Raw genomic sequence first — 20,416 nt, 5'->3', positions numbered from 1 at the left:
AGTTCAGAACGAAACCCGGCAGGAGTATACTTGATAATGTACACTTCATTTATTTCTTTTATATAAGCCAACCAACTCTCCGAAGGCAATTATGTATGCGCTCATGGCTCTCTCCAATTGAAGTTTTGATGTGGTTGAAGGCAAATCCAGCAATGAACTCAATGCATATATTTTAAAGAAATACCGGTGGGTACCTGAAGGAGGACAAGGACCACCATAATTTCGTTTCTCAAAATCGTTGAGGCCCGTTGTTCCATGAATTTCATTCTCATTAATATGGTGAGTTACCGGCATATTCCAAACTACCCAATGTACCCAGATACCATTCGGAGCATCAGGGTCATCCGCTATTAAAGCAAGGCAGGCAGCTTCTTCGGGAATGAGCTGTATATTTAATGGCGGACTAACATTTAAGCCGTCGCAGGTATATTTCGAAGGAATTGATTCGCCATTTTTAAAAGCCGGGCTGGTAATTTTCAACTCCTTATATCTAACGGCTTTTGTAGGTTCATTGTTAGTGAAAGAATGTGACATGTTATTTTTTTAAGGCCTTCCCCAACAGGAGTCGGGTCATATCAAGGTATTTCATAAAGTTCGTCATGTTGTATCAAATCATAACCAGGAATTTCTCCAACCCCTGCAACCTCTGCTAACGATGAGCAATAAACGCTGGTGCTAACCCTTCTTTAATCACATGCAAAACAAAACTTTTTCTAAAAAATTCGGATAAGCCTGAGCGACCGAACGAACCACTTACAACCATAGGATTCTCCTGCACTTTCAGCCAGGCCGCTACACTTCCATCTTTCTTTGGGTAAATAGTTCTGATTGTCAAATCCTTAAAGTGCCTGGCCGCCAATTCTTCTGCGAGCAATTGATCAGGAAACGTTTCGTTCTGTCCTTCAACGCCAGTCGCTTCGTCAACCTTGCGTTCAACATGCAACAGAATTGTTTTTCGATCACACAATTCGGGAAATAAATAAGTAAATTGTTTAATAGAAAACACAGATGACTCTGAGCCATCATACGCCAAAATAATTGTAGAGGGAAAATTAAATTTCTCTGGAACAATAATTACAGGGCATTCTGTATTATGCAAGGTGTCCTTCAAATATTCATCTGTACCTTTTTCCGGGGCTTCCTTAAAGAATTTTTCGACCCCAATGATCATTGCATCAGCAAAGCGTGTTTCCTTCGTTAGGTTTGGGATTGCAAATTCATACAAATTTTTATGTACCCGGTATTGGATGAAATTTTTTTGACAGTTTTGCGAAAATTTCTTCACATTATTTTCTATTTCCTGTTCATCAAAATGCTCGAGCAAAGGCACAAATACCGGTGTCGAATTGGACTTAGGAGAAAAGAAAAATTGGGCGTAATCTACTTCAGGCAAAAATATGCCGGTAAGCAAAATGGGCTTTAAAGAATTGAGCTCATTTGCAAATGAGAAGGCGCCTTCAGAAAAATGTTCTCCTGAAAATGGAATAATTATTTTCTTCATAATAATTATTTTTTGAGTACATGAAATTACCATTTCAATGTCGTTGTGATAATGATTGAAGGCACAATTTTGGCTGACAGTTATCAGTTCTTCAATGCGGTTGGGATGTGTGGGTCTTATACCTGGCATTCTTAACATCTCAGGCCAGTCTGTACTTCATTAAGCTACTAAGAAGAAATGGTTTGTTGTCCGCGAGTTGAATAATCGAGATGTAAATCAGGCTGACCACAATCATTAATTGCATTGACAGCAGGCATGCTGCATCTTTAGCTGTTAATGTATATTTACATCAAATTAATTCGGGTTAGGTCGGTTATAAAAAGAGGACAGATATAGCTGTTTAAAAGACAGTAAACTGACTGACTGAAACGCAGAATAAAAGCTGTTAAGATAACCAGGACGATGGCCGGATTAGAATAAATTGGTGCAGACTACCAAATTTCAAAAGATTTTATCAACTGCACCGGTTGTCTAAAGGCAGGTTTTGCAATCTGCCTTTTTTTTGTGGCGCTACATGAAGAAGTTGAGTGTGTAAATCGGGAATCTATGCCAAAGTAACTTTCAACACACCAAACTATATTCCTCTTCTACTACAGATATTTTCTCACTCATTAAGGGCACATTCTTTAATATCTCTCAAAATTCAAATTTCCTTGATAACCATCATAACTCTTACTAATAACAATCATTGGTGAAAGGTAAACCGTTGAATAGCTTTGATAATAAGAAATGGCCGTCATAGCAAACAGCTACTCGTTCAACAAATCAAAAAAAACAGAAAAGGTTGGGTTGTAATTGTCCTGTTTCACATTAAAAAAGCAAATTATGCCCACAACAATAGCCGGATATTACTTAGATGAATTGGTTGATTGGACTCGCCTGATTGGCTTTTACAATCGCGAAATAATTGAGTTTGGAAATAAGCTTGCTGAAGTAATACGACGAAATACCATACCCAATATTGCCATAAAAGTAGAAGTACAACAGCGTAGCCTAAACGCAGTTGCGGCAAGATTCAAAAAGCTGCATAAAAATATCGATGAACAACATAAGGAACTCAAGTTTGATCACGAACTCATTGATAATAGATCAATCAATTTGGAAACAGAAAAAAGACAAGGTGAATTAAGGCAGAAAATGGAAGAGGCAGAAAAACTCTACGTGGACGTAAAATATTCTTGCTATCATTTTTTGTCCGAAACACTTAAAAAGCAAAAATAATTGGCAGCAAGTCCTTATTTACGCCAATATTTAACCACCAATTCAAAATAAAAAAATAAAATTTATGAATATCAATTTGCAATTTGTACAAACAAGAACCTATCCGAAAGTAGCACCCTTAGTTTATGAAATGCTGGAAAATCTTCAGAAAAAATTCAACTGGATCATCAATGCAGAGGTGTTTTTCAGGGACGAGAAAAACGCCCATGGTAAGGGCAAAATTTGTGAAATAAGATTAAGTGTTCCGGGGCCTGTGATTTATGCATCATCCAATAAAGCAAGTTTTGAGGCGGCAGTTGCAGAAACAACTGATAACCTTGAAAGAAAACTCAAAAGCCACAAAGAAAAATGGGAGCCGCAACGGCGCTCATCAATTAAAAATAAGGCTTGAGATAACAAGATGCTTGCCTTAGAATAAATATGTTCAGATAATATTGAATGACAGGCATGAAGAACGATAGATTAATTTAAATCGGGCCGGACCACAAAAAACTATGATTCAGGGATGAAGACCTTTAAATTATGCTCTTAAGAATTAAATCATCCAGCACGTTCGCTTTAAAAGACAAAAGCAGGATTGTGCTTGCCGGTGATGTGGGTGCCACCAAAACAAATCTTGCTCTTTTTAAGAGTAAAGGCAATACCATCGTTTCAATAGCAGAACAAAAATTCTTATCAAAGGAATATAAAAGCATTACAGAGATTATTGAAATCTTTCTAAAGAAAATTCCTCTTCCGGATTCTATTTGTTTTGGGGTAGCCGGCCCCGTTATGAATGGGCGTGCCAAACTTTCCAACATTTCATGGGATATAGATAGCAACGAACTGTCCCGGTATTTTACGATAAAAAAAGTAAAGCTCATTAATGACCTGGAGGCAAATGCATATGGGCTGGCTATGCTAAATGAAAAAGATGTGGTCTCCGTCCATTCAGTTAAAAATGCAGAAAAGGGTAACGTGGCTATAATCGCACCCGGAACAGGTTTGGGTGAAGCAGGAATGTACTGGGACGGAAAATATTATCACCCATTTGCAACAGAAGGCGGACATTGTGACTTTGCGCCACGCAATGATTTTGATTTTGAATTCTATAATTACCTGAAGAAAAAATTTGGTCATGTTAGCTGGGAGCGACTTATTTGCGGACCTGGTATCGTTAACATATATAATTTCCTTCGGGATGAAAAGAAACGGAAAGAACCAGAGTGGCTGATTAAGAGAATTAAGGAGGGCGAAGCCGCAGCGATTATCAGTCAATACGTTGACAAGAGCGCTATTTGTACAGAAACAATGGAGCATTTTATCCGTTACCTTGCTTACGAATCGGCTAATATTGTTTTGAAATTTAAAGCATTAGGCGGACTATTTATCGGGGGTGGAATTGCCCCAAAAATTATTTCACTGTTCACAAAAAATAATTTCTACGACTCCTTTTGCCAGAGCGGTCGCCTGAATTATTTGCTGGGAAAGGTTTCCATAAAAATTATTTTAAATACACAAACTGCATTGCTGGGAGCGGCCTGGTATGGCGCCAAAAATTGACAACAGTCCGGGAAATAAAATAGATCATACTTCCGCTGCTAAAAAGACTGCGCGACAGATTCTAAATAGTTATTCATCAGTTGAAGATATTTTTCTGCCTCACTCAGAGCTTTTGTTTTAATGGCTTCGTTCGCCGCTGACTTTGCACGTAAGCTGTTAACTTTTGCCCGCACGTTAGCCCGATAGCTTTTATAATAAATAAAAAGAGCGCGGTCTTCATGGGTCTTTATCGCAGGGAAAATCCGGTTGTAATAATCAATAAATAAAGTTGACAGATCTTTCCTTCCAAATGCGTCCAGGTCCATGCAAAGAAATGCGACCTCATTAAGCACATCAATTTTCCGTAAATCATCATTGAATTCTATGCAATCGAAAGGTACCGGGGCAGGCAAAAAGAAGATGTTTCTTGAATGTAAATCGCCGTGGCAATCCCTGTAGAAACCTTTGCGGAGCCGCTCTGCCAGCAATTTCATGCTGCCTTCTATAAATGAATCTGACACTTCTAGTGCATGATTGATAATATTGTTGCATTTATCGCTTATCTGAATGGTGAGGAAGTCCTTTTCTTTTCCGAGGTCATTAAAGTCCTGCCTGATTTTCAGGAAGTTTTTTTTGTAAATTATTGCTGCATGGCTGTGGAAGTCTGCTATTTTCTCAGCCAGGTTCCTTATATCGGATTCTGTCACTTGATTCTTCACTAAAAGATGATCCATTTGCTTTTCCCTATCCACTTTTTGCATTCTTACTGAATAGTCCGTTATCATACCTTTTTCCCCTCCCAAAATAAAATTTCCCTGGTGTTCATATACAGGCTGCACATCAAGATAAATATTTTCCGCAAGCCTTTTATTTAGTTCAATTTCTCTTTTGCAAAAATGCCTGCGCATCTCAAGAGTAGAAAAATCAAGGAATGAATAATGAACCGGTTTTTTTATTTTGTACACGAATTGATTGCATATAATTACCCACGATATATGTGTTTCAATTAATTCCCGCTCTCCGGGGTCATCCGGAAATACTCCATCTGAAACTAGTCTATTGATTTGTTCTTTTGTCATTTTTAAACTTCAGATAATCACAAGCTTTTTGAAGCATCTCATCTATGTTATCATTGGTTGATTGCAATACTAAATGCGGTTCCCTCATCCGTTCATTTTCCCTGCTAATAATTTTATAAACCTCAAAATCTGCCTCGCTATCCGGCCTCTCGCTTTTTAGTCTTTCCCTGGTCACATTTTCATCGGCCGTTATTTCGATAAAATAAATACCACCCCTTTCTTCCATTTCCTTCATAAACAGTCTGCGTGTCTCTTTTTTATGAAAAGTTGCATCTAAAACCACGTTCCTGTTTTGCTCTTGGTCTTCTTTCAATGTTGCCAGCATTTTATGGTATACAGTTTCTTTCTCCTGGTTCGAATAGGTTCTTCTTGCAAGCATCTCCTTCCTCACACGATCACTATTGATGTAATCAGCCCTGACTATCCGGGCAAGCCTTGAAGCAAAATAACTTTTGCCGGAACCTGGTAAACCAAATACTATTACAACCATTTTTCGGTGTTTAATATTTTAATCGTACTTCTACATAAAATTGTTTCGAAGAAACAATCGTTCCACTTGCTTTCATTATTTAAAGGAACATTATTACTATGGGCACTAAAATGATTTTGGGCATTGGATTACATGATTGGTATATCCAAATTCCTTTTGAACAGTACCGCTTTTGGGCGAGAAGACGCTATTTTTATTTTTTACCTTTCATTGTGTAAAACAAAGCTTTAACATCAGTTTCCCCATTTGACAATAGCACTGCCAGGATAATTGGCCATACCCATGAAAATGTATTTACTGATGCTCTTATAGAACATTTAGAACGGTATAAAGATCCATTCTTAAATCGCAAAGAAGTTGCAAGTAATGACGGATTTCGTGACTCACGCTTAGATTGGGTTAAAAGAGGATTGCCATCTCACAAACAAAGAGGGAGAGTCTATGTTTGTCTGCAAATTATAAAAGCCCACTTACGTGAGCTTTCATACTTTCTTGATAATTAAGTGCCCGGAACAGGAATCGAACCTGCACATCCTTGCGAACGGCAGATTTTGAGTCTGCTGCGTCTACCAATTCCGCCATCCGGGCATAAAAATTGGAGCGCAATATTACGCATTCCATCTTATCCTTCCAAATACGTTTCAAAGATTGCATTCTTAATTTAAAATGTAAATTGCCGCGATTGAAAAATATACGGATGCTTACAATTGGTTTAATAAGAGAAGGAAAAATTCCGCCGGATAACAGGGTGGCGCTTACACCTGCACAATGCAAATGGGTCGAACAAAATCTTCCCATATCAATTAAGGTGCAGCAATGCGACATAAGATGTTTTAAAGACAGGGAATACATCGAAGCCGGAATTGAAGTAAAAGCAGATGTTAATGATTGCGATGTGCTGCTGGGTATTAAAGAAGTGCCTGTGAGTATGCTTATACCTGGCAAGACTTATTTATTTTTTTCGCACACAAAAAAGATGCAGCCTTATAATCAGCATTTACTGCAAAGCATCATCCGTAAAAATATTACATTGATAGATTATGAATGTCTTGAGCATGACGACGGAACCCGCATAATTGGCTTTGGCTTTTTTGCAGGTGTGGTTGGTGCCCATAACGGCATGATGGCTTATGGCAATAGAACCGGCGCTTATAAACTAGGAAGAGTTTACAAGCAAAAAAATTTTCAGCAATTAATTCATACCTATTTCGGGCTGCAACTCCCATTGCTTAAAATTGCGGTAACAGGAAGTGGGAGAGTGGCGCATGGTATCCTGGAAGTTATGAACCTTATGGAAATTCATGAGGCTGAGCCGGACGAGTATTTTGAGCAAAGATTTGACTACCCCGTTTATGTCCATTTAAAAGGCGTTGACCTTTATGAAGATAGACTAACGGGAAAGTATAGCCGCACCGGATTTCATGAGCATCCGGAAAATTATAATTGTCTATTTAAAAAATATGCCAGTGAAACTGATATTCTCCTGAACGGAGTTTATTGGGATGAGAGAATTCCACGGTTGTTTGAACTGAGTGATATAAAAAATGAAAATTTCAGGATCACAACCATCGCAGATATATCAGACGACAGGAATGGCTCAGTGCCTTGTAACCTTGGCGACGGAACAATAGAGAACCCGATTTATGGTGTTGATAAATTTTCCGGAAAGATGACGCCTCCGTATCTTGAAAATTCAGTAGACGTAATGGCAGTAGGCAATTTGCCTAACGAATTACCAAGAGATGCTTCAAGGTATTTTGGAGAACAATTAATAAAATTTATTTTGAAAGATTTGATAAAAGGAAATTCCAAAATTATTAATAACGCGACTATTGTTAACAAAGGAAAGCTGACCGACGAATTCGCTTACCTTAAAGAATATGCCGGCTTATAAACAGGCAACATTTACAGTTGTAAATAATAATCTCTAAGGAGGAATTGAAATTCATCAGAATAATCCCCGCCGGTATTTTTAATGTTTATTTCATTTTTTAACGCCAGTGCCTGTTGTTTTTGTAATAACAACATTGCCCGAAAATAAAGGTGGGACGGTGTCTGCTTTACTTCTACCTTTTCTTTTACAAACAGCGAATGCCTGGCGACGCTATTTTCAAAAATCTCTATGCTTCGCGACGGTAACAATACCGCTAACATTCCATCTTCATTTAGTCTTTCGTTAGCGGCTACTATCAATTCTTCTAAATTCAAAGTGGTACTGTGTTTTGAAATATTCTTTCCATGATCAGCCGGCAACAAATCATTTTCGTAAAACGGAGGATTTGAAATTATTAAATCATATTTCAAAGGAGCTTTCCATTTTCTTACATCGACGTTAAATATTTTGATTTGATCCTTCCATGTTGAAGCTTTTATGTTTTCAGTGGCCTGCTCAAAAGCATTTGACCCGATTTCAACTGCGTCTATGCGTGCATTAGATTTTTGGGCAATCATCAGGCTCAGTAAACCTGTTCCTGCTCCAATATCTAAAATTGTTCCAGGGTTAATTTCTTTTTTGTCAATCAAAGAAGCCAGCCATGCACCAAACAGGCACGAGTCCGTGCAGACCTTCATGCTGCATTTGTCCTGGTTAATTAAAAATTTTTTAAACTGGAAATGTTGATTGGACAATGGTGTAAAATTGAAATAAAATATTTTCCCACTAAGGCACAAAGATCACAAAGAAAAAAATTTAAAAACTATCCCGCGAGGCCGAAAAGAAAGTTAAGAATATAACTTGGTGGTCCAGGCGTCTTCGTGGGTTATATTTAAAATACAGCTCTGGCCGATGGCACAACCGACAGGTCTTCAAAAATACCTGCCAGGTATTTATAATAACCTGTAATGGCGATCATGGCAGCATTATCGGTACAATATTCAAATGGCGGAATGAAGGTCCTCCATCCTTGCTCTAACCCTAGTTTTTCAAAGGCATTGCGCAATCCACTGTTAGCACTTACTCCGCCTGCAATACAGATGTCTGAGATACCCGTATCGTCCGCCGCTTTTTTTAGTTTATTTAATAAGATTGAAATAATCCTGGATTGAATAGATGCACATATATCCGCCATATTCTCCTCCACAAATTTTTTATTTTTTATTTTTTCATCTCTTACAAAATAAAGAATAGCTGTTTTCAATCCGCTGAAACTAAAATCCAATCCATCTATTTTTGGTTCGGGAAATTTATATCTGTCAGCATTTCCACTTTTCGCATATTTGTCAATAAGCGGACCGCCGGGATAAGGAAGTCCTAATATTTTTGCGGATTTGTCGAATGCTTCGCCCGCTGCATCATCCAACGTTTCACCAATTACTTTCATCTTTAGGTAATCTTCGCACAAAACAATTTGAGTATGTCCGCCACTAACGGTAAGACATAGAAAGGGAAAAGTGGGAGTAGAGTTTTTCTTATCGGGTACCTGGATACAATTTGCCAATACATGCGCCTGCATATGATGAACTGCCATCAATGGCTTATCGCAGGCAAGTGATAATGACTTTGCAAATTCTGCTCCTACCAGTAAGGCACCGATCAATCCCGGAGCCTGCGTAAAGGCAAAGGCATCTATTTGATCTAACTGTACTTTGGCTTTCTTTAGGGCGGTGTCCACAACGGGAACTATCGCCTGTAAATGAGCCCTGGAAGCCAGCTCCGGAACAACTCCTCCATATTCTTCATGAACTTTTTGACTCGCAATAATGTTGCTCAATATAATTCCATCGCGGCATACTGCGGCTGCGGTTTCATCGCATGAAGATTCAATTGCAAGAATGTGAGGCATAAAAAATTTAAGATTATTTAGAACGAATGGCGACTACCGGATCTAGGCGTGAGGCGGAATATGCGGGAATGATGCCAGCCAATATTCCAATAATAATGCATATTGATATTGCCAGTGTAAGTATTCCGGCGGAAATAAATACGGGAAAGTTAAATGCGTTTGTAAGGACTATCGTTAATATGTAGACGAGAATCAGGCCCATTAAACCACCCATTATGCAAATGATAGCGGATTCCAGAAGGAACTCAGAAAGTATACTTCTCTTTTTTGCCCCGATCGCTTTCTTTAATCCAATCATTGAAGTTCTTTCTTTAACAGTAACAAACATGATATTGGCAATACCAAATGCGCCGACGATCAAACTTAAAATTCCAATAGCCCATCCTCCTATATTAACACTTACAAAAAAGGAACTTATTTTATCACTAAATCCACTGATTTGATTAACGGTGAAATTATCCTCCTGTTTAGGACTTAGTTTCCTAACGGTACGCATAACACCTTCTAATTCGTCTGCCAGCGCCACAGAACTTACATTTTCATTTGCATTCACAATAATTTTTGGGCGGCTGTTTTGCTCGTTAAATATTTCTCTTGCAAACCTATAAGAAGTTATAAAACATTGATCATAGTCCCACCCGATCATACTCGTGCCCATTTTCTTAATAACGCCAATTATCCTTGCTTTCGTCCCTTTGATTTTAACTTCCTTGCCAACAGCAAGGGAAGGATCAAGAAACAGATTTTCGGCGTTGGTATATCCGATGATCGCAACGGGGCTCCCCAAGGCAAATTCAGTTCCGGAAATAAAGCGCCCGTATATCATTGTGATCGGCTGGATTTCATTTTCTTCTTCGCTTACACCGAATACATTAACCCGCGTTAAAGCATAGTCCTGGTATTCTACCTGTACATTATCATTGATAACAAAGGCAATATTCTTTGCGAGTTGACTGCGTTGTTTGATAGCTTCAACTTCACTAAATTTTGGAACAGGGCGATTGATGAATTTCCACCAAGGATAATCAGGCCCGCCGTTATAATCCCATTTGTCAATATAAATGGTATTCGACCCAAGGCTTTTGATCTGGTTTTGAATGTTAGCTTCCAGGCTATTAACAGTTGCCAATACACCAATGATGCAAAATATTCCGAACGAAATTCCTATCAGTGAAAGAGCGGTACGCAGCTTATTCACCATCAATTCCTGCATGGTAAGGCGAAAAGAACTTGCTAAAATGTTGAGCGTTTTACGCATGAAGCAAAATTAATGTTTTTTAAGATGTCTGCAGATTCAGGTATCAAGTGCGTACATTTGCTGCCCTTAAAAGATTTATATTGACGCCTTTCAAAGAAAATATAAGGTTGCAAAGATTGATCATCGTTATTGCAATTGTTTTATTTGCGCTAAAACTTGCTGCATGGTATTTAACGGGTTCGCTGGCAATACTTACAGATGCCCTGGAAAGTATTGTGAATATCTCGTCGGGATTTTTAGGATTGTATAGTTTGTATCTTTCTGCTAAACCAAAAGATGCCGATCATCCCTATGGACACGGCAAGGTTGAATTTATTTCTGCCGCTGTTGAAGGCACACTAATTTCAGTGGCCGGAATTATAATCATCTATAAATCTGTCTCCAGTTTCTTTTACCCTCATCAGATTTACAAACTTGACTACGGCATTATGATATTAGCGGCAACGGGAGTTGTAAATTATTTTGCCGGAGTTGTATGCGTAGCAACGGGCAAAAGAAATAAATCACTATTATTAATTGCCAGTGGCCAGCATTTAAAAACAGATACGTATAGCACCATTGGAATTTTTATAGGATTACTATTAGTTTATTTTACCAGGCAGGTCTGGTTGGACAGCACTGTTGCCTGCATCTTTGCCCTGATCATTATTTTTACCGGTTATAAAATTGTTCGTACATCCGTTGCCGGTATTATGGATGAAGCCGATCTGAAATTATTGCATGATCTTGTTGATCTGTTAAATAAAAACAGGAAAGAAAATTGGGTTGATCTGCATAACCTGCGCTTTATTAAATATGGTAGCACGCTGCATTGTGATTGTCATTTTACGGTGCCCTGGTACCTGAATGTGCAAGAGGCGCATGCCGAAATGGAAGCGCTTACAAAATTGATTCGCAATGAATTTGGGGAAACGGTTGAATTGTTTGTACATACAGATGCATGCGAAGAATTTTCATGCCGCATTTGTTCGAAACAAAATTGCATGGTGCGCAAGCATGAGTTTGAGAAAAAGATAACATGGACAATCAACAATATTTCTAAAAATTCCCGGCATGGAATTAACAGCTGATAAAAAATTTAAAATTAATATACGAAATGTGCAAAGAATTTTTACTATCAGATTGTATTTTATTTATTTTTTTCGTTTCTGTCTTTTAGGATTGAAATAGTATTTCTAAATCTTTCACTGTTTCTGATTCTTCTGTTTGTCTTCTTGTTATCGCGGGCTTTATTTAGACCAATTACTATTATAATGGTTATCGCGATACAAATAATTCCGAAAGGGATAAATATCATCATTTATTTTTTTAATTGCCTTTCTTTCTTTCTTCTTCAAAGCTAACTGTCTTTTTCTTCGTTCATCTGTATTGAAGTTGATAAAAAAATATCCCCCCATAGAAATGGGGGGATTTCCAAAATTCAAAAACTGATTATCCATTAAGCTCTTCTGTACGTATTATTTTGTTTTGATTTGATTTATTATATACGATTTATTAATTGTTGATTCGATACTATATTGGTGTAATCTTTTCGCAAAAAACATTAAGCTTCCTTGTAAAAAAATGCAAACATGATAAGTTCAATGAAACTTTTGTAAGATAAAACAGGTGCAGAGAAGCGTGAGTAAATAGGGTTAGCAACGGCTTCTGAAACATAAAACGTTGCTACTTAAGCGATATTTTATTTATGTGTAAAATTGAGTACACTTACTTATATAAAGGTAGAACCCACAAGCAATTATACTACCGGTTGTACCGCTTATTTTCTATTTAAATAGCATAGCTACGCCATACGCCGCACCGGCTGCAAGTGCTCCAATGAGCATTACTTTTAATGCGCCTGACATTACAGGCACGCCGGTAATTTTACTCTTGAAATATCCAAAAATAAAAAGACAAATCAAGGTTGCCACAACTGAAAATTTTAAAGCTTCTTTTGAGTCATTAAGAAAAAAATAAGGGCTCAATGGGATAATGCCTCCAACAATATACGATACCCCAATATTTAGTGCGCTGTTTCTTGCTCTTTTCGGATTTGGTTCATCAAGGCCTAGTTCAAATTTCATCATAAAGTCGACCCACTGCTTTTTATCTTTTGCAATCTCCTCTGTTGCCCTGTTCTGTAATTCTTCGCTCAGGCCGATGCTTTCAAAAAAATCTTTTACCTCCTGTTTTTCCATTTCCGGAATTCTTTCTACCTCTGCATATTCTCTTTTTAATTCACTGTCGTAATGGTCCTGTTCAGTTTTCCCTGCGAGGTATCCGCCAAGTGCCATTGCTATACTTCCGGCGGCGATCTCCGCAATACCCGCAACTACAATAATACCGCTGGTTGCCACAGCGCCGCTTAATCCGGCCGCAAGAGCGAAAGGAACCGTGAGGCCATCACTCATTCCTATAACTACATCTCTTAAAAGATCTGAACTTTGCAAATGTTCTTCTGCGTGATGATGATGATGATCATGATGATCCGACATTAGATTCTGGTTAAATGGTGTAAGAGTTAATTGGTTAAAAGTGGAAGATACAAATAGATTAAATGAGATTCGATTTGTATTGGCCTGTCACGGGGCTTTATAGCTAACCCTGTAAACAAGTCCTTTATAATCGTCGCTTATGAGCATTGACCCATCTTCTAAAACCTGCACGTCAACCGGCCGTCCGTTTACACTGGTTAAATTTTGCAGCCAGCCCTGCGCAAAGGGAACAGGATCGGCAAGAACGCCGCTGCTATCCATCTTAGCAACCACAACCCTGTACCCAACAAGGGCCGTTCTGTTCCAACTTCCGTGTTCAGCGATGAAAATCGCATTTTTATAGTCAGCAGGAAACATATTGCCTGTATAAAAACGCATACCCAACGAAGCAACATGAGCGCCCAATTTTTTTACGGGAGGTGTGTAATCAAGACAGTTTTTTCCTTTACCATATTCCGGATCTAAAATATCGCCTTCATGGCAATAAGGATATCCAAAATGCATCCCTTGTTTTGGTGCATTATTTAGTTCATCGCTCGGTATGTCGTCACCCAATTCATCACGACCATTATCAGTAAACCAAAGCTGTTTTGTAACAGGGCTCCATGCAAAACCAACGGAGTTCCTGATTCCACTTGCATAAATTTCAAAACCAGTGCCATCAGGATTCATCCTGGTCATGGATGCATAAGGTTTCGGAGAATCACAAATGTTACAAGGTGCACCTACCGGAACATATAATTTTCCGTCTGGCCCAAACGCTATAAACTTATTACCGTGATGCGTAGACGTAGGATATTTATCATAAACAACAACGGGAATCGATGGATTATTTAATTTTGATTCAATATTATCAATTCTATAAATTACTGATATAGTTCCGATATAAAGACTGCCATCTTTGAAAGCAACGCCGTTAGGAGCATTTAACCCGCTTGCAATAGCATAAACTTTGTCGGCTTTGCCATCATGATTTTCATCGGTTATTGCATACACTTTATCTTTTCTTGTGCCGACAAAAACAGTTCCATTTGGAGAAACGCACAAGCTTCTTGCATCCGGTATTTCGGCATATACATTTATTTTAAAACCATCAGGCAATTTTATTTTATCCAGTTCATATTTTTTAAAAAGCGAATCGGTGTTCTGCGAAACATTCATGCCTCCGCTATTAAAGGTTTTATTGTTATTGCTGTTACATGCAGGAACGAGGACAATGCATGCAAAAGCTATAGGCAGGATAGCCAGTCTCTTAATAGAAATAAAAAAAATGCTCATAATATTATTTTATTGAATTTAAAATGAAGACTAAAATCTTCCGGCAATGATATAGCTAAAAATGATAATCGATTTATTTTAGAAAAACGTACCTAAGAATTTATATAGATGGTTACAATTTATCAAAATAAAAGCGAAACTCCGTTGGCATATTTATTTTCATGTTCCAGTAGCCATTTTTTTCTTGGCAATCCTCCGCCATAACCAACAAGACTTCCATCTGAACCTATTACGCGGTGACAGGGAACAACAATGTTAAGTTTATTACGGCCATTGGCTGAAGCTGAAGCTCTTATTGCTTTCACATCTCCTAATTGTTGGGCCAGTTGAAAATAGCTGATCGTTTTGCCATAAGGGATTTTAATTAGCTCATTCCAGACTTTTTGTTGAAACCCGCTTCCTTCCTGCTTCACAGGTAAATCAAATATTTTTCTCTTGCCTGAAAAATATTCATCAAACTGGGTGATACATCTAGTTAACACTTTCCTTTCTTCAGTGGACAGCTTTATGGATTCAGCCTCAGCTTCTGACTCATCATTAATGTATAAAAGTTCAGTGACGTAACTGCCGGAGATTTTAATCTTAATAATGCCAACAGGGGAATGATAGAACATTGGGCGACCTGGTATTATTCGTCGAGTAATTTAGCCAAAAATATTAAATCATTTTTCTTGTAAAGGTTGGCACTGTCTGTAAAACACTTACTATACTCTTCCAGTAAGTGCTGGATAATGCGCTTATTACTTAGTTGCCGGAAATAGGAAGCAGTGGGTGGCACCGAAATTCTTTTGAAATAATTCTCTACATCTTTATGCGAATAAATCTGCCCGTTGAGCGGATCAATATAGAAATTTATTTTTTCGCTCTTTTGCCTTTCGGGGTTGGGGAAATTATAATCAATATCAAAATAGCCAAGAATAAACTGCCTTGGGATGTTAATTGCTTTTATCGGAATATCGAGAAGCTCGCAAATGATCAAATATAAAATGCCGTTAGTAATTGCATTGCCTTTTTTTTGCTCAATTACTTTATTAATCAAAAAATCTTCCGGGAAATCGTATGCTACTTCGTTACCCTTTAATTTGTAATAACTGTAAAGGATACCCGTAATTACATTTACCTGTTCAAGAGGCGTGAGGTAACTGTTTAATTCGAGCCAGATGTTTCTCCTTATTTTTTCCATCTCCTGTAATGTAGTTGTCGTGTTCATTTCAGGATAGCGGTATTTTGAAACGAGCAATGCACCTTGTAATAATTCGCAGGTTCCATTTTTCCATTCGGTAATTTCTTGAACAAGATCCCTAAAATGAAGTTTGTGAATCAGCATTTCAATTCTTTCCTGTACATTCTGGTCAGGAGTTGTTTCCCATAAATTTTCAAGATTGGGAATTATGGCACGACCCAATGAGACAATACGATCGCTGACCGAGCTAAAAACTTCTTCGTCAGGATCATCAATGAGATGAAATAAAGCAGATATTTCCCTATTCTCCTGCATTACAATGGGTACTAATGATGCGTTTTTTGATGATGTAAAGATAGAAAACTAAGACATATCAATAAATTATTGCGTCATTAGTTATCAACAGGTATTGATAACTACCCCGGGAAATATTTTGGGCTGGAAGACTTGCGCAATAGACTTATAGTTATTATTTCTTTTTTGCCTTCTTCCTGGCAGTTTTTTTATCAAAGGCTTTGGGATCCTGCGCAACAATCATTTTCTTTACTTCTTCTAAATCTATCGACGCTAATTCTTCAGGTGTAAATTTTCCTTTTGCTCCATTCGCAGATAGTTTCAACATTTTTTTATTGAAACGTATGAATGGTCCCCATCGACCATTTTCAATGGCAATTTTTTCTTCAGGCCATTGCCTGATATAACGATTAGCTTCCTTCTCAATCTTTTTTTCTATTAACGCATTACAATCTTTTTGCGTAAGTGCATCAAAATTATAAGCCCGCGGAACATTAATAAATAAATCGTTCCATTTTATAAACGGCCCGAATCTTCCCTTCCCTTTTGTTATAGGTTTTTGATCGTAATAACCAATGGGAGCATCTTCAACTTTTTTCGCATGAATAATTTCGATGGCTCTTTTTAGATCCATATCGGAGGGTTCTTCACCTTTGGGTATCGAAATAAATTGTTCGCCCCATTTTACGTAAGGTCCGAAACGACCAATGTTTACTGATACTTCGAGACCTTCGTGTTCCCCCAGAGTTAAAGGCAGCTTAAACAATTCAAGCGCCTCATCCATGCTGATCGTTTCAATACTCTGGCTCGATTTTAATTTTGCAAATCTTGGTTTTTCCTCATCATCTGGTGCACCTATCTGTACCATTGGGCCATATTTACCCATCCGCGCTATAATAGGTTTTCCTGTTGCTTCATCTGTACCTAACAATCTTTCACCAACAGCTCTTTCCGCTGTTTCGAGCGTATGTTCAACACCTGAATGAAAAGGGCCATAAAAATCACCGACCATTGTGCTCCATTTCATTTTCCCTTCAGCAATTTCATCAAACTCTTCTTCAATATTTGCGGTAAAAGAATAATCCATCACCTTTTCAAAATGCAGGTTTAAAAAATCGGTAACAACCAAACCAAGATCTGTCGGAAATAATTTTGATTTTTCCGCACCTGTGTTTTCCTGTTCAGTTACCTTCTGAATAACATCATTCTTCAATTTTAAAATCCGGTAATCTCTCTTTACACCTTCCTTATCTTTTTTCTCAACATAATTTCTTTTAATAATTGTTGAAATGGTAGGAGCATAAGTACTTGGCCGGCCAATTCCCAGTTCTTCCAGTTTCTTAACCAATGACGCTTCCGTATAACGGGCTGAATGTTTGGTAAACTTTTCTGTCGCCGTCATCTGGCTAAAATCCAATGATTGTCCAACGGTTAAATTTGGCAAGCGACTTTCGTCGTGTTCAGCATCATCATCGTCATCGGTACTTTCAAAATAAACTTTTAAAAATCCATCAAATTTGATTACTTCACCGCTTGCAGTAAGCTCGGCATTGTTGGTACTGATATTTATTTTTGCAATGGTTTTTTCCAATTCGGCATCTGCCATTTGACTCGCTATTGTTCGCTTCCAGATTAATTCATACAAACGGTTTAATTCGGGATCATCTACCGAATTGTTTTGCATATAAGTCGGACGAATCGCTTCATGTGCCTCCTGTGCACTTTCATTTTTGTTTTTGTATTTACGAACCTGCAAATATTTTTCTCCATAAGTTTTATTGATCTGCAATTTGATATCGTTCATTGCAGTTTCACCAAGGTTCAAACTATCGGTACGCATATACGTAATCTTTCCACTTTCGTATAAGCGCTGGGCAAGTAACATAGTTTTGCTTACGCCATATCCCAGTTTTCTACTCGCTTCCTGTTGTAAAGTTGATGTGGTAAAAGGGGCTGCAGGTGTACGTTTCCCGGGTTTAACCTGTACGTCCTTTACAGTATAATTTGCGCCAATACAGGTTTTTAAAAACTGTTCAGCATCTGCTGCTTCATTATATTTATTTCCTTCCGCTTTAAAAGTAACAGTCTTATTATTGATATCATTCGCTGCCAGCAACGCTTCAATTTTAAAACTGCTCGTTGCTTTGAAATTATTAATCTCACGTTCTTTTTCTGCGATTAATTTTACTGCAACGCTTTGAACTCTTCCCGCACTTAAACCACCTTGCTGTCCAATTTTTCTCCACAGTACAGGGCTTAGTTCAAACCCGACAATCCTATCGAGAATCCTTCGGGCCTGCTGCGCATCTACCAGGTTCATGTCGATAATCCTGGGATTTTGTACCGCTCTTTCTATGGCTGGTTTTGTTATTTCGTGAAAAACGATTCGTTTGGTAGTTTTAGGATCTAATTTTAATACCTCAGCAAGGTGCCAGCTGATGCTTTCTCCCTCTCGGTCCTCATCCGAAGCCAGCCAGACCTCGTCTGCCTTTTTTGCAAGAGATTTTAGTTCATTAACAACTTTAACTTTTTCGGGAGGTACTATATAAGTGGGATTAAAATTATTTGTTATATCAATTCCCATATCGTTCTTTTCCAGGTCACGAATATGGCCATAACAACTTTTAACTTCAAAATCCTTTCCAAGAATTGCTTCGATGGTTTTTGCTTTCGCAGGGGACTCAACTATCAATAAATTTTTCGCCATATTATTTATTTAATCAAATTCTCGTTATTTAAATCGCATTAAGTAACAAGAATAAAATATTTCCGTTTGCTGCAATATTAGTTTAAAAATTAAAAATGGAATCTTAAAAACTAAATAGGAATTTTAATGAGGCATTATTATCTTCGCAACTTACCCCCATTTATTACAAATCCTATAATTGTAAAACCATTTTTAATCGGTAATTATAATAACGCATTTTTAAACATAATCTTGCAGGCCAAAACTAAAATCAAACATTTAATTTGATAATACCTGTGGTTGAAAAATAAATCTACATGAGGGTTGTAATACTAGGCTCGGGTAATGTTGCCACCGTGCTAAGCAGTTTAATTCAAAAAGGCGGTCATGAAATAGTGCAGATCGCAAGCCGAAACCGGGATCACGCTGCCATTCTTGCATCCAAATATAATGCTGATGCCGTTTCATTGATTGAACCCGAATTTGCTTCGGCAGATATTTATGTAGTTGCATTGCACGATGCATCGCTGGATTCATTAGAAAAAATAAAAGGACTAAAAAATAAATTTGTTGTACATACAGCTGGTTCCGTATCGAAAGATGTTTTGAAAAATATTTCTTCAACTTATGGTATCCTTTATCCGTTGCAAACATTGTCCAAAATATCAGACCAAATTCCTGAGATTCCTTTCCTTGTCGAAGGCAATAATAAAGAATCCCTGCACCAGATTACTGAATTTGCAAGAACACTTTCAAATAAAGTAATATCAGTTAATGAAACAGAAAGGCTGCATTACCACATTGCAGCGGTGTTTGCAGGTAATTTCACCAATCACATGTATGCAATTGCTGAAAGTTTCTGTCAAAAAGAGAATATCGATTTTAAGAATCTATTGCCGCTCGTAAATGAAGTTACTTCCAAAGTAAATAATAATTCGCCTCATGATGTTCAAACAGGGCCGGCCATGCGGGAAGATATCTTTACCATTAACAGGCATTTACAGGCACTCTCGTCATTTCCCGATATGAAATACCTGTATCTTAAACTTTCGGAAAGTATTTTGAAATTTCATGAGAAGCATTGATACGCTTTAATATCTTTAACCCATGAATATTCTTTCCCGATTACGGTTAATAAAAACATTTGTCTTTGATATGGATGGTGTGCTAACTGATGGGGGTCTCCTGGTTAATCCCGGCGGTGAATGGCTCCGCCGTATGGATATAAAAGACGGGTACGCATTGCAGTTAGCCATAAAGTCCGGTTACAAAGTCGTTGTAATTTCAGGTAGCGAATCCGGGCCGGTGGTTGAACGGCTCAGCAAATTAGGTGTTACGGGTATTTTTATGAAAGTAAATGATAAGGCAGCTTGTTTAAAAGAGTATATTGAAAATAATAATGCTGGGCCCGGCGAAATTTTATTTATGGGGGATGACATTCCCGATTATAGCTGCATGCTTATTGCAGACTTTGCATGTTGCCCCTGTGACGCTGCAGTTGAGATAAAGCAAATATCTTCTTACATCTCCCCGTTCAAAGGAGGATATGGATGTGTAAGAGATATTATTGAAAAAGTGCTTAAGCTTAGCAATAGCTGGCCATTGGAAACAATTGTTGCTGCTACCTGATAGCAATTTATTTTAAA

The 20,416-nt window shown here is 37.9% G+C and carries 19 protein-coding genes and 1 tRNA gene; 7 read left to right on the top strand and 13 right to left on the bottom strand.

Annotated elements, in window-relative coordinates; translation table 11 throughout:
- Positions 1 to 45 precede the first annotated feature (45 nt).
- Both ACO1O5_RS12980 and ACO1O5_RS12975 read right to left on the bottom strand, forming a co-directional pair.
- Positions 46 to 534, bottom strand: a complete 489-nt coding sequence (locus ACO1O5_RS12980) for a YbhB/YbcL family Raf kinase inhibitor-like protein (protein WP_486270852.1) — start codon at positions 532 to 534, stop codon at positions 46 to 48.
- Between the two features lie 115 nt (positions 535 to 649).
- The gene (locus ACO1O5_RS12975) at positions 650 to 1,501 is read right to left on the bottom strand and encodes a hypothetical protein (RefSeq protein WP_486270850.1); all 852 of its coding nucleotides are present in this window, start codon (positions 1,499 to 1,501) and stop codon (positions 650 to 652) included.
- 825 nt (positions 1,502 to 2,326) lie between these two features.
- Here ACO1O5_RS12975 and ACO1O5_RS12970 point away from each other — a divergent pair.
- The 3 genes from ACO1O5_RS12970 (at position 2,327) to glk (ending at position 4,264) form a co-directional block, all read left to right on the top strand.
- Entirely contained in the window at positions 2,327 to 2,722 is a 396-nt protein-coding gene (locus ACO1O5_RS12970) for a hypothetical protein (protein WP_486270848.1), read from the top strand.
- Between the two features lie 64 nt (positions 2,723 to 2,786).
- The gene (locus ACO1O5_RS12965; protein ID WP_486270847.1) at positions 2,787 to 3,113 is read left to right on the top strand and encodes an HPF/RaiA family ribosome-associated protein; all 327 of its coding nucleotides are present in this window, start codon (positions 2,787 to 2,789) and stop codon (positions 3,111 to 3,113) included.
- Between the two features lie 131 nt (positions 3,114 to 3,244).
- Positions 3,245 to 4,264: a glucokinase gene (gene glk / locus ACO1O5_RS12960; RefSeq protein WP_486270845.1), complete on the top strand. Its 1,020-nt coding sequence runs from the start codon at positions 3,245 to 3,247 to the stop codon at positions 4,262 to 4,264.
- Between the two features lie 38 nt (positions 4,265 to 4,302).
- Here the strand turns inward: glk and ACO1O5_RS12955 are convergent, their stop codons facing one another.
- From ACO1O5_RS12955 to ACO1O5_RS12945, 3 genes are all read right to left on the bottom strand, one after another.
- Positions 4,303 to 5,322, bottom strand: a complete 1,020-nt coding sequence (locus ACO1O5_RS12955; protein WP_486270843.1) for a hypothetical protein — start codon at positions 5,320 to 5,322, stop codon at positions 4,303 to 4,305.
- Positions 5,300 to 5,812, bottom strand: a complete 513-nt coding sequence (locus ACO1O5_RS12950; protein ID WP_486270841.1) for a P-loop nucleotide/nucleoside kinase family protein — start codon at positions 5,810 to 5,812, stop codon at positions 5,300 to 5,302. Before ACO1O5_RS12950 ends, ACO1O5_RS12955 begins: the two co-directional genes overlap by 23 nt.
- Before the next feature lie 504 nt (positions 5,813 to 6,316).
- Positions 6,317 to 6,400: transfer RNA gene (locus ACO1O5_RS12945), tRNA-Leu, on the bottom strand.
- Between the two features lie 109 nt (positions 6,401 to 6,509).
- Here ACO1O5_RS12945 and ACO1O5_RS12940 point away from each other — a divergent pair.
- Complete coding sequence (locus ACO1O5_RS12940; RefSeq protein ID WP_486270839.1) at positions 6,510 to 7,706, top strand: NAD(P)-dependent oxidoreductase; 1,197 nt, start codon at positions 6,510 to 6,512, stop codon at positions 7,704 to 7,706.
- Positions 7,707 to 7,717: 11 nt separating this feature from the next.
- Here the strand turns inward: ACO1O5_RS12940 and ACO1O5_RS12935 are convergent, their stop codons facing one another.
- From ACO1O5_RS12935 to ACO1O5_RS12925, 3 genes are all read right to left on the bottom strand, one after another.
- Positions 7,718 to 8,383: a tRNA1(Val) (adenine(37)-N6)-methyltransferase gene (locus tag ACO1O5_RS12935; RefSeq protein WP_486270837.1), complete on the bottom strand. Its 666-nt coding sequence runs from the start codon at positions 8,381 to 8,383 to the stop codon at positions 7,718 to 7,720.
- Between the two features lie 194 nt (positions 8,384 to 8,577).
- On the bottom strand, positions 8,578 to 9,594 hold the full coding sequence (tsaD, locus tag ACO1O5_RS12930; RefSeq protein ID WP_486270835.1) for a tRNA (adenosine(37)-N6)-threonylcarbamoyltransferase complex transferase subunit TsaD: 1,017 nt from the start codon (positions 9,592 to 9,594) through the stop codon (positions 8,578 to 8,580).
- A gap of 13 nt (positions 9,595 to 9,607) precedes the next feature.
- Entirely contained in the window at positions 9,608 to 10,852 is a 1,245-nt protein-coding gene (locus ACO1O5_RS12925; protein ID WP_486270833.1) for an ABC transporter permease, read from the bottom strand.
- Between the two features lie 80 nt (positions 10,853 to 10,932).
- On the opposite strand from ACO1O5_RS12925, the gene ACO1O5_RS12920 reads away from it, so the two are divergent.
- Positions 10,933 to 11,922, top strand: a complete 990-nt coding sequence (locus ACO1O5_RS12920) for a cation diffusion facilitator family transporter (RefSeq protein ID WP_486270831.1) — start codon at positions 10,933 to 10,935, stop codon at positions 11,920 to 11,922.
- 696 nt (positions 11,923 to 12,618) lie between these two features.
- Here the strand turns inward: ACO1O5_RS12920 and ACO1O5_RS12915 are convergent.
- The 5 genes from ACO1O5_RS12915 to topA form a co-directional block, all read right to left on the bottom strand.
- Entirely contained in the window at positions 12,619 to 13,329 is a 711-nt protein-coding gene (locus tag ACO1O5_RS12915) for a VIT1/CCC1 transporter family protein (RefSeq protein ID WP_486270829.1), read from the bottom strand.
- Between the two features lie 87 nt (positions 13,330 to 13,416).
- Positions 13,417 to 14,607 (bottom strand): PQQ-dependent sugar dehydrogenase, encoded by a 1,191-nt coding sequence (locus ACO1O5_RS12910; protein WP_486270827.1) that lies wholly within the window; start codon positions 14,605 to 14,607, stop codon positions 13,417 to 13,419.
- A gap of 122 nt (positions 14,608 to 14,729) precedes the next feature.
- Positions 14,730 to 15,221, bottom strand: a complete 492-nt coding sequence (locus tag ACO1O5_RS12905) for a methylated-DNA--[protein]-cysteine S-methyltransferase (RefSeq protein ID WP_486270825.1) — start codon at positions 15,219 to 15,221, stop codon at positions 14,730 to 14,732.
- Positions 15,222 to 15,235: 14 nt separating this feature from the next.
- Complete coding sequence (locus ACO1O5_RS12900; protein WP_486270824.1) at positions 15,236 to 16,105, bottom strand: transglutaminase-like domain-containing protein; 870 nt, start codon at positions 16,103 to 16,105, stop codon at positions 15,236 to 15,238.
- A 154-nt stretch (positions 16,106 to 16,259) separates the two neighbouring features.
- Positions 16,260 to 18,791: a type I DNA topoisomerase gene (topA, locus tag ACO1O5_RS12895; protein WP_486270823.1), complete on the bottom strand. Its 2,532-nt coding sequence runs from the start codon at positions 18,789 to 18,791 to the stop codon at positions 16,260 to 16,262.
- Positions 18,792 to 19,087: 296 nt separating this feature from the next.
- Here topA and ACO1O5_RS12890 point away from each other — a divergent pair, with 296 nt between their 5' ends.
- Positions 19,088 to 19,855 carry a Rossmann-like and DUF2520 domain-containing protein gene (locus ACO1O5_RS12890; protein WP_486270821.1) on the top strand — a complete coding sequence of 256 codons (768 nt, stop codon included), beginning with the start codon at positions 19,088 to 19,090 and terminating at the stop codon, positions 19,853 to 19,855.
- A 22-nt stretch (positions 19,856 to 19,877) separates the two neighbouring features.
- Complete coding sequence (locus tag ACO1O5_RS12885) at positions 19,878 to 20,399, top strand: KdsC family phosphatase (protein WP_486270819.1); 522 nt, start codon at positions 19,878 to 19,880, stop codon at positions 20,397 to 20,399.
- The last annotated feature ends 17 nt before the right edge of the window (positions 20,400 to 20,416 follow it).

The sequence above is a fragment of the Ginsengibacter sp. genome, assembly GCF_057362405.1.
This window is presented reverse-complemented; position numbering and strand designations above follow the sequence as displayed.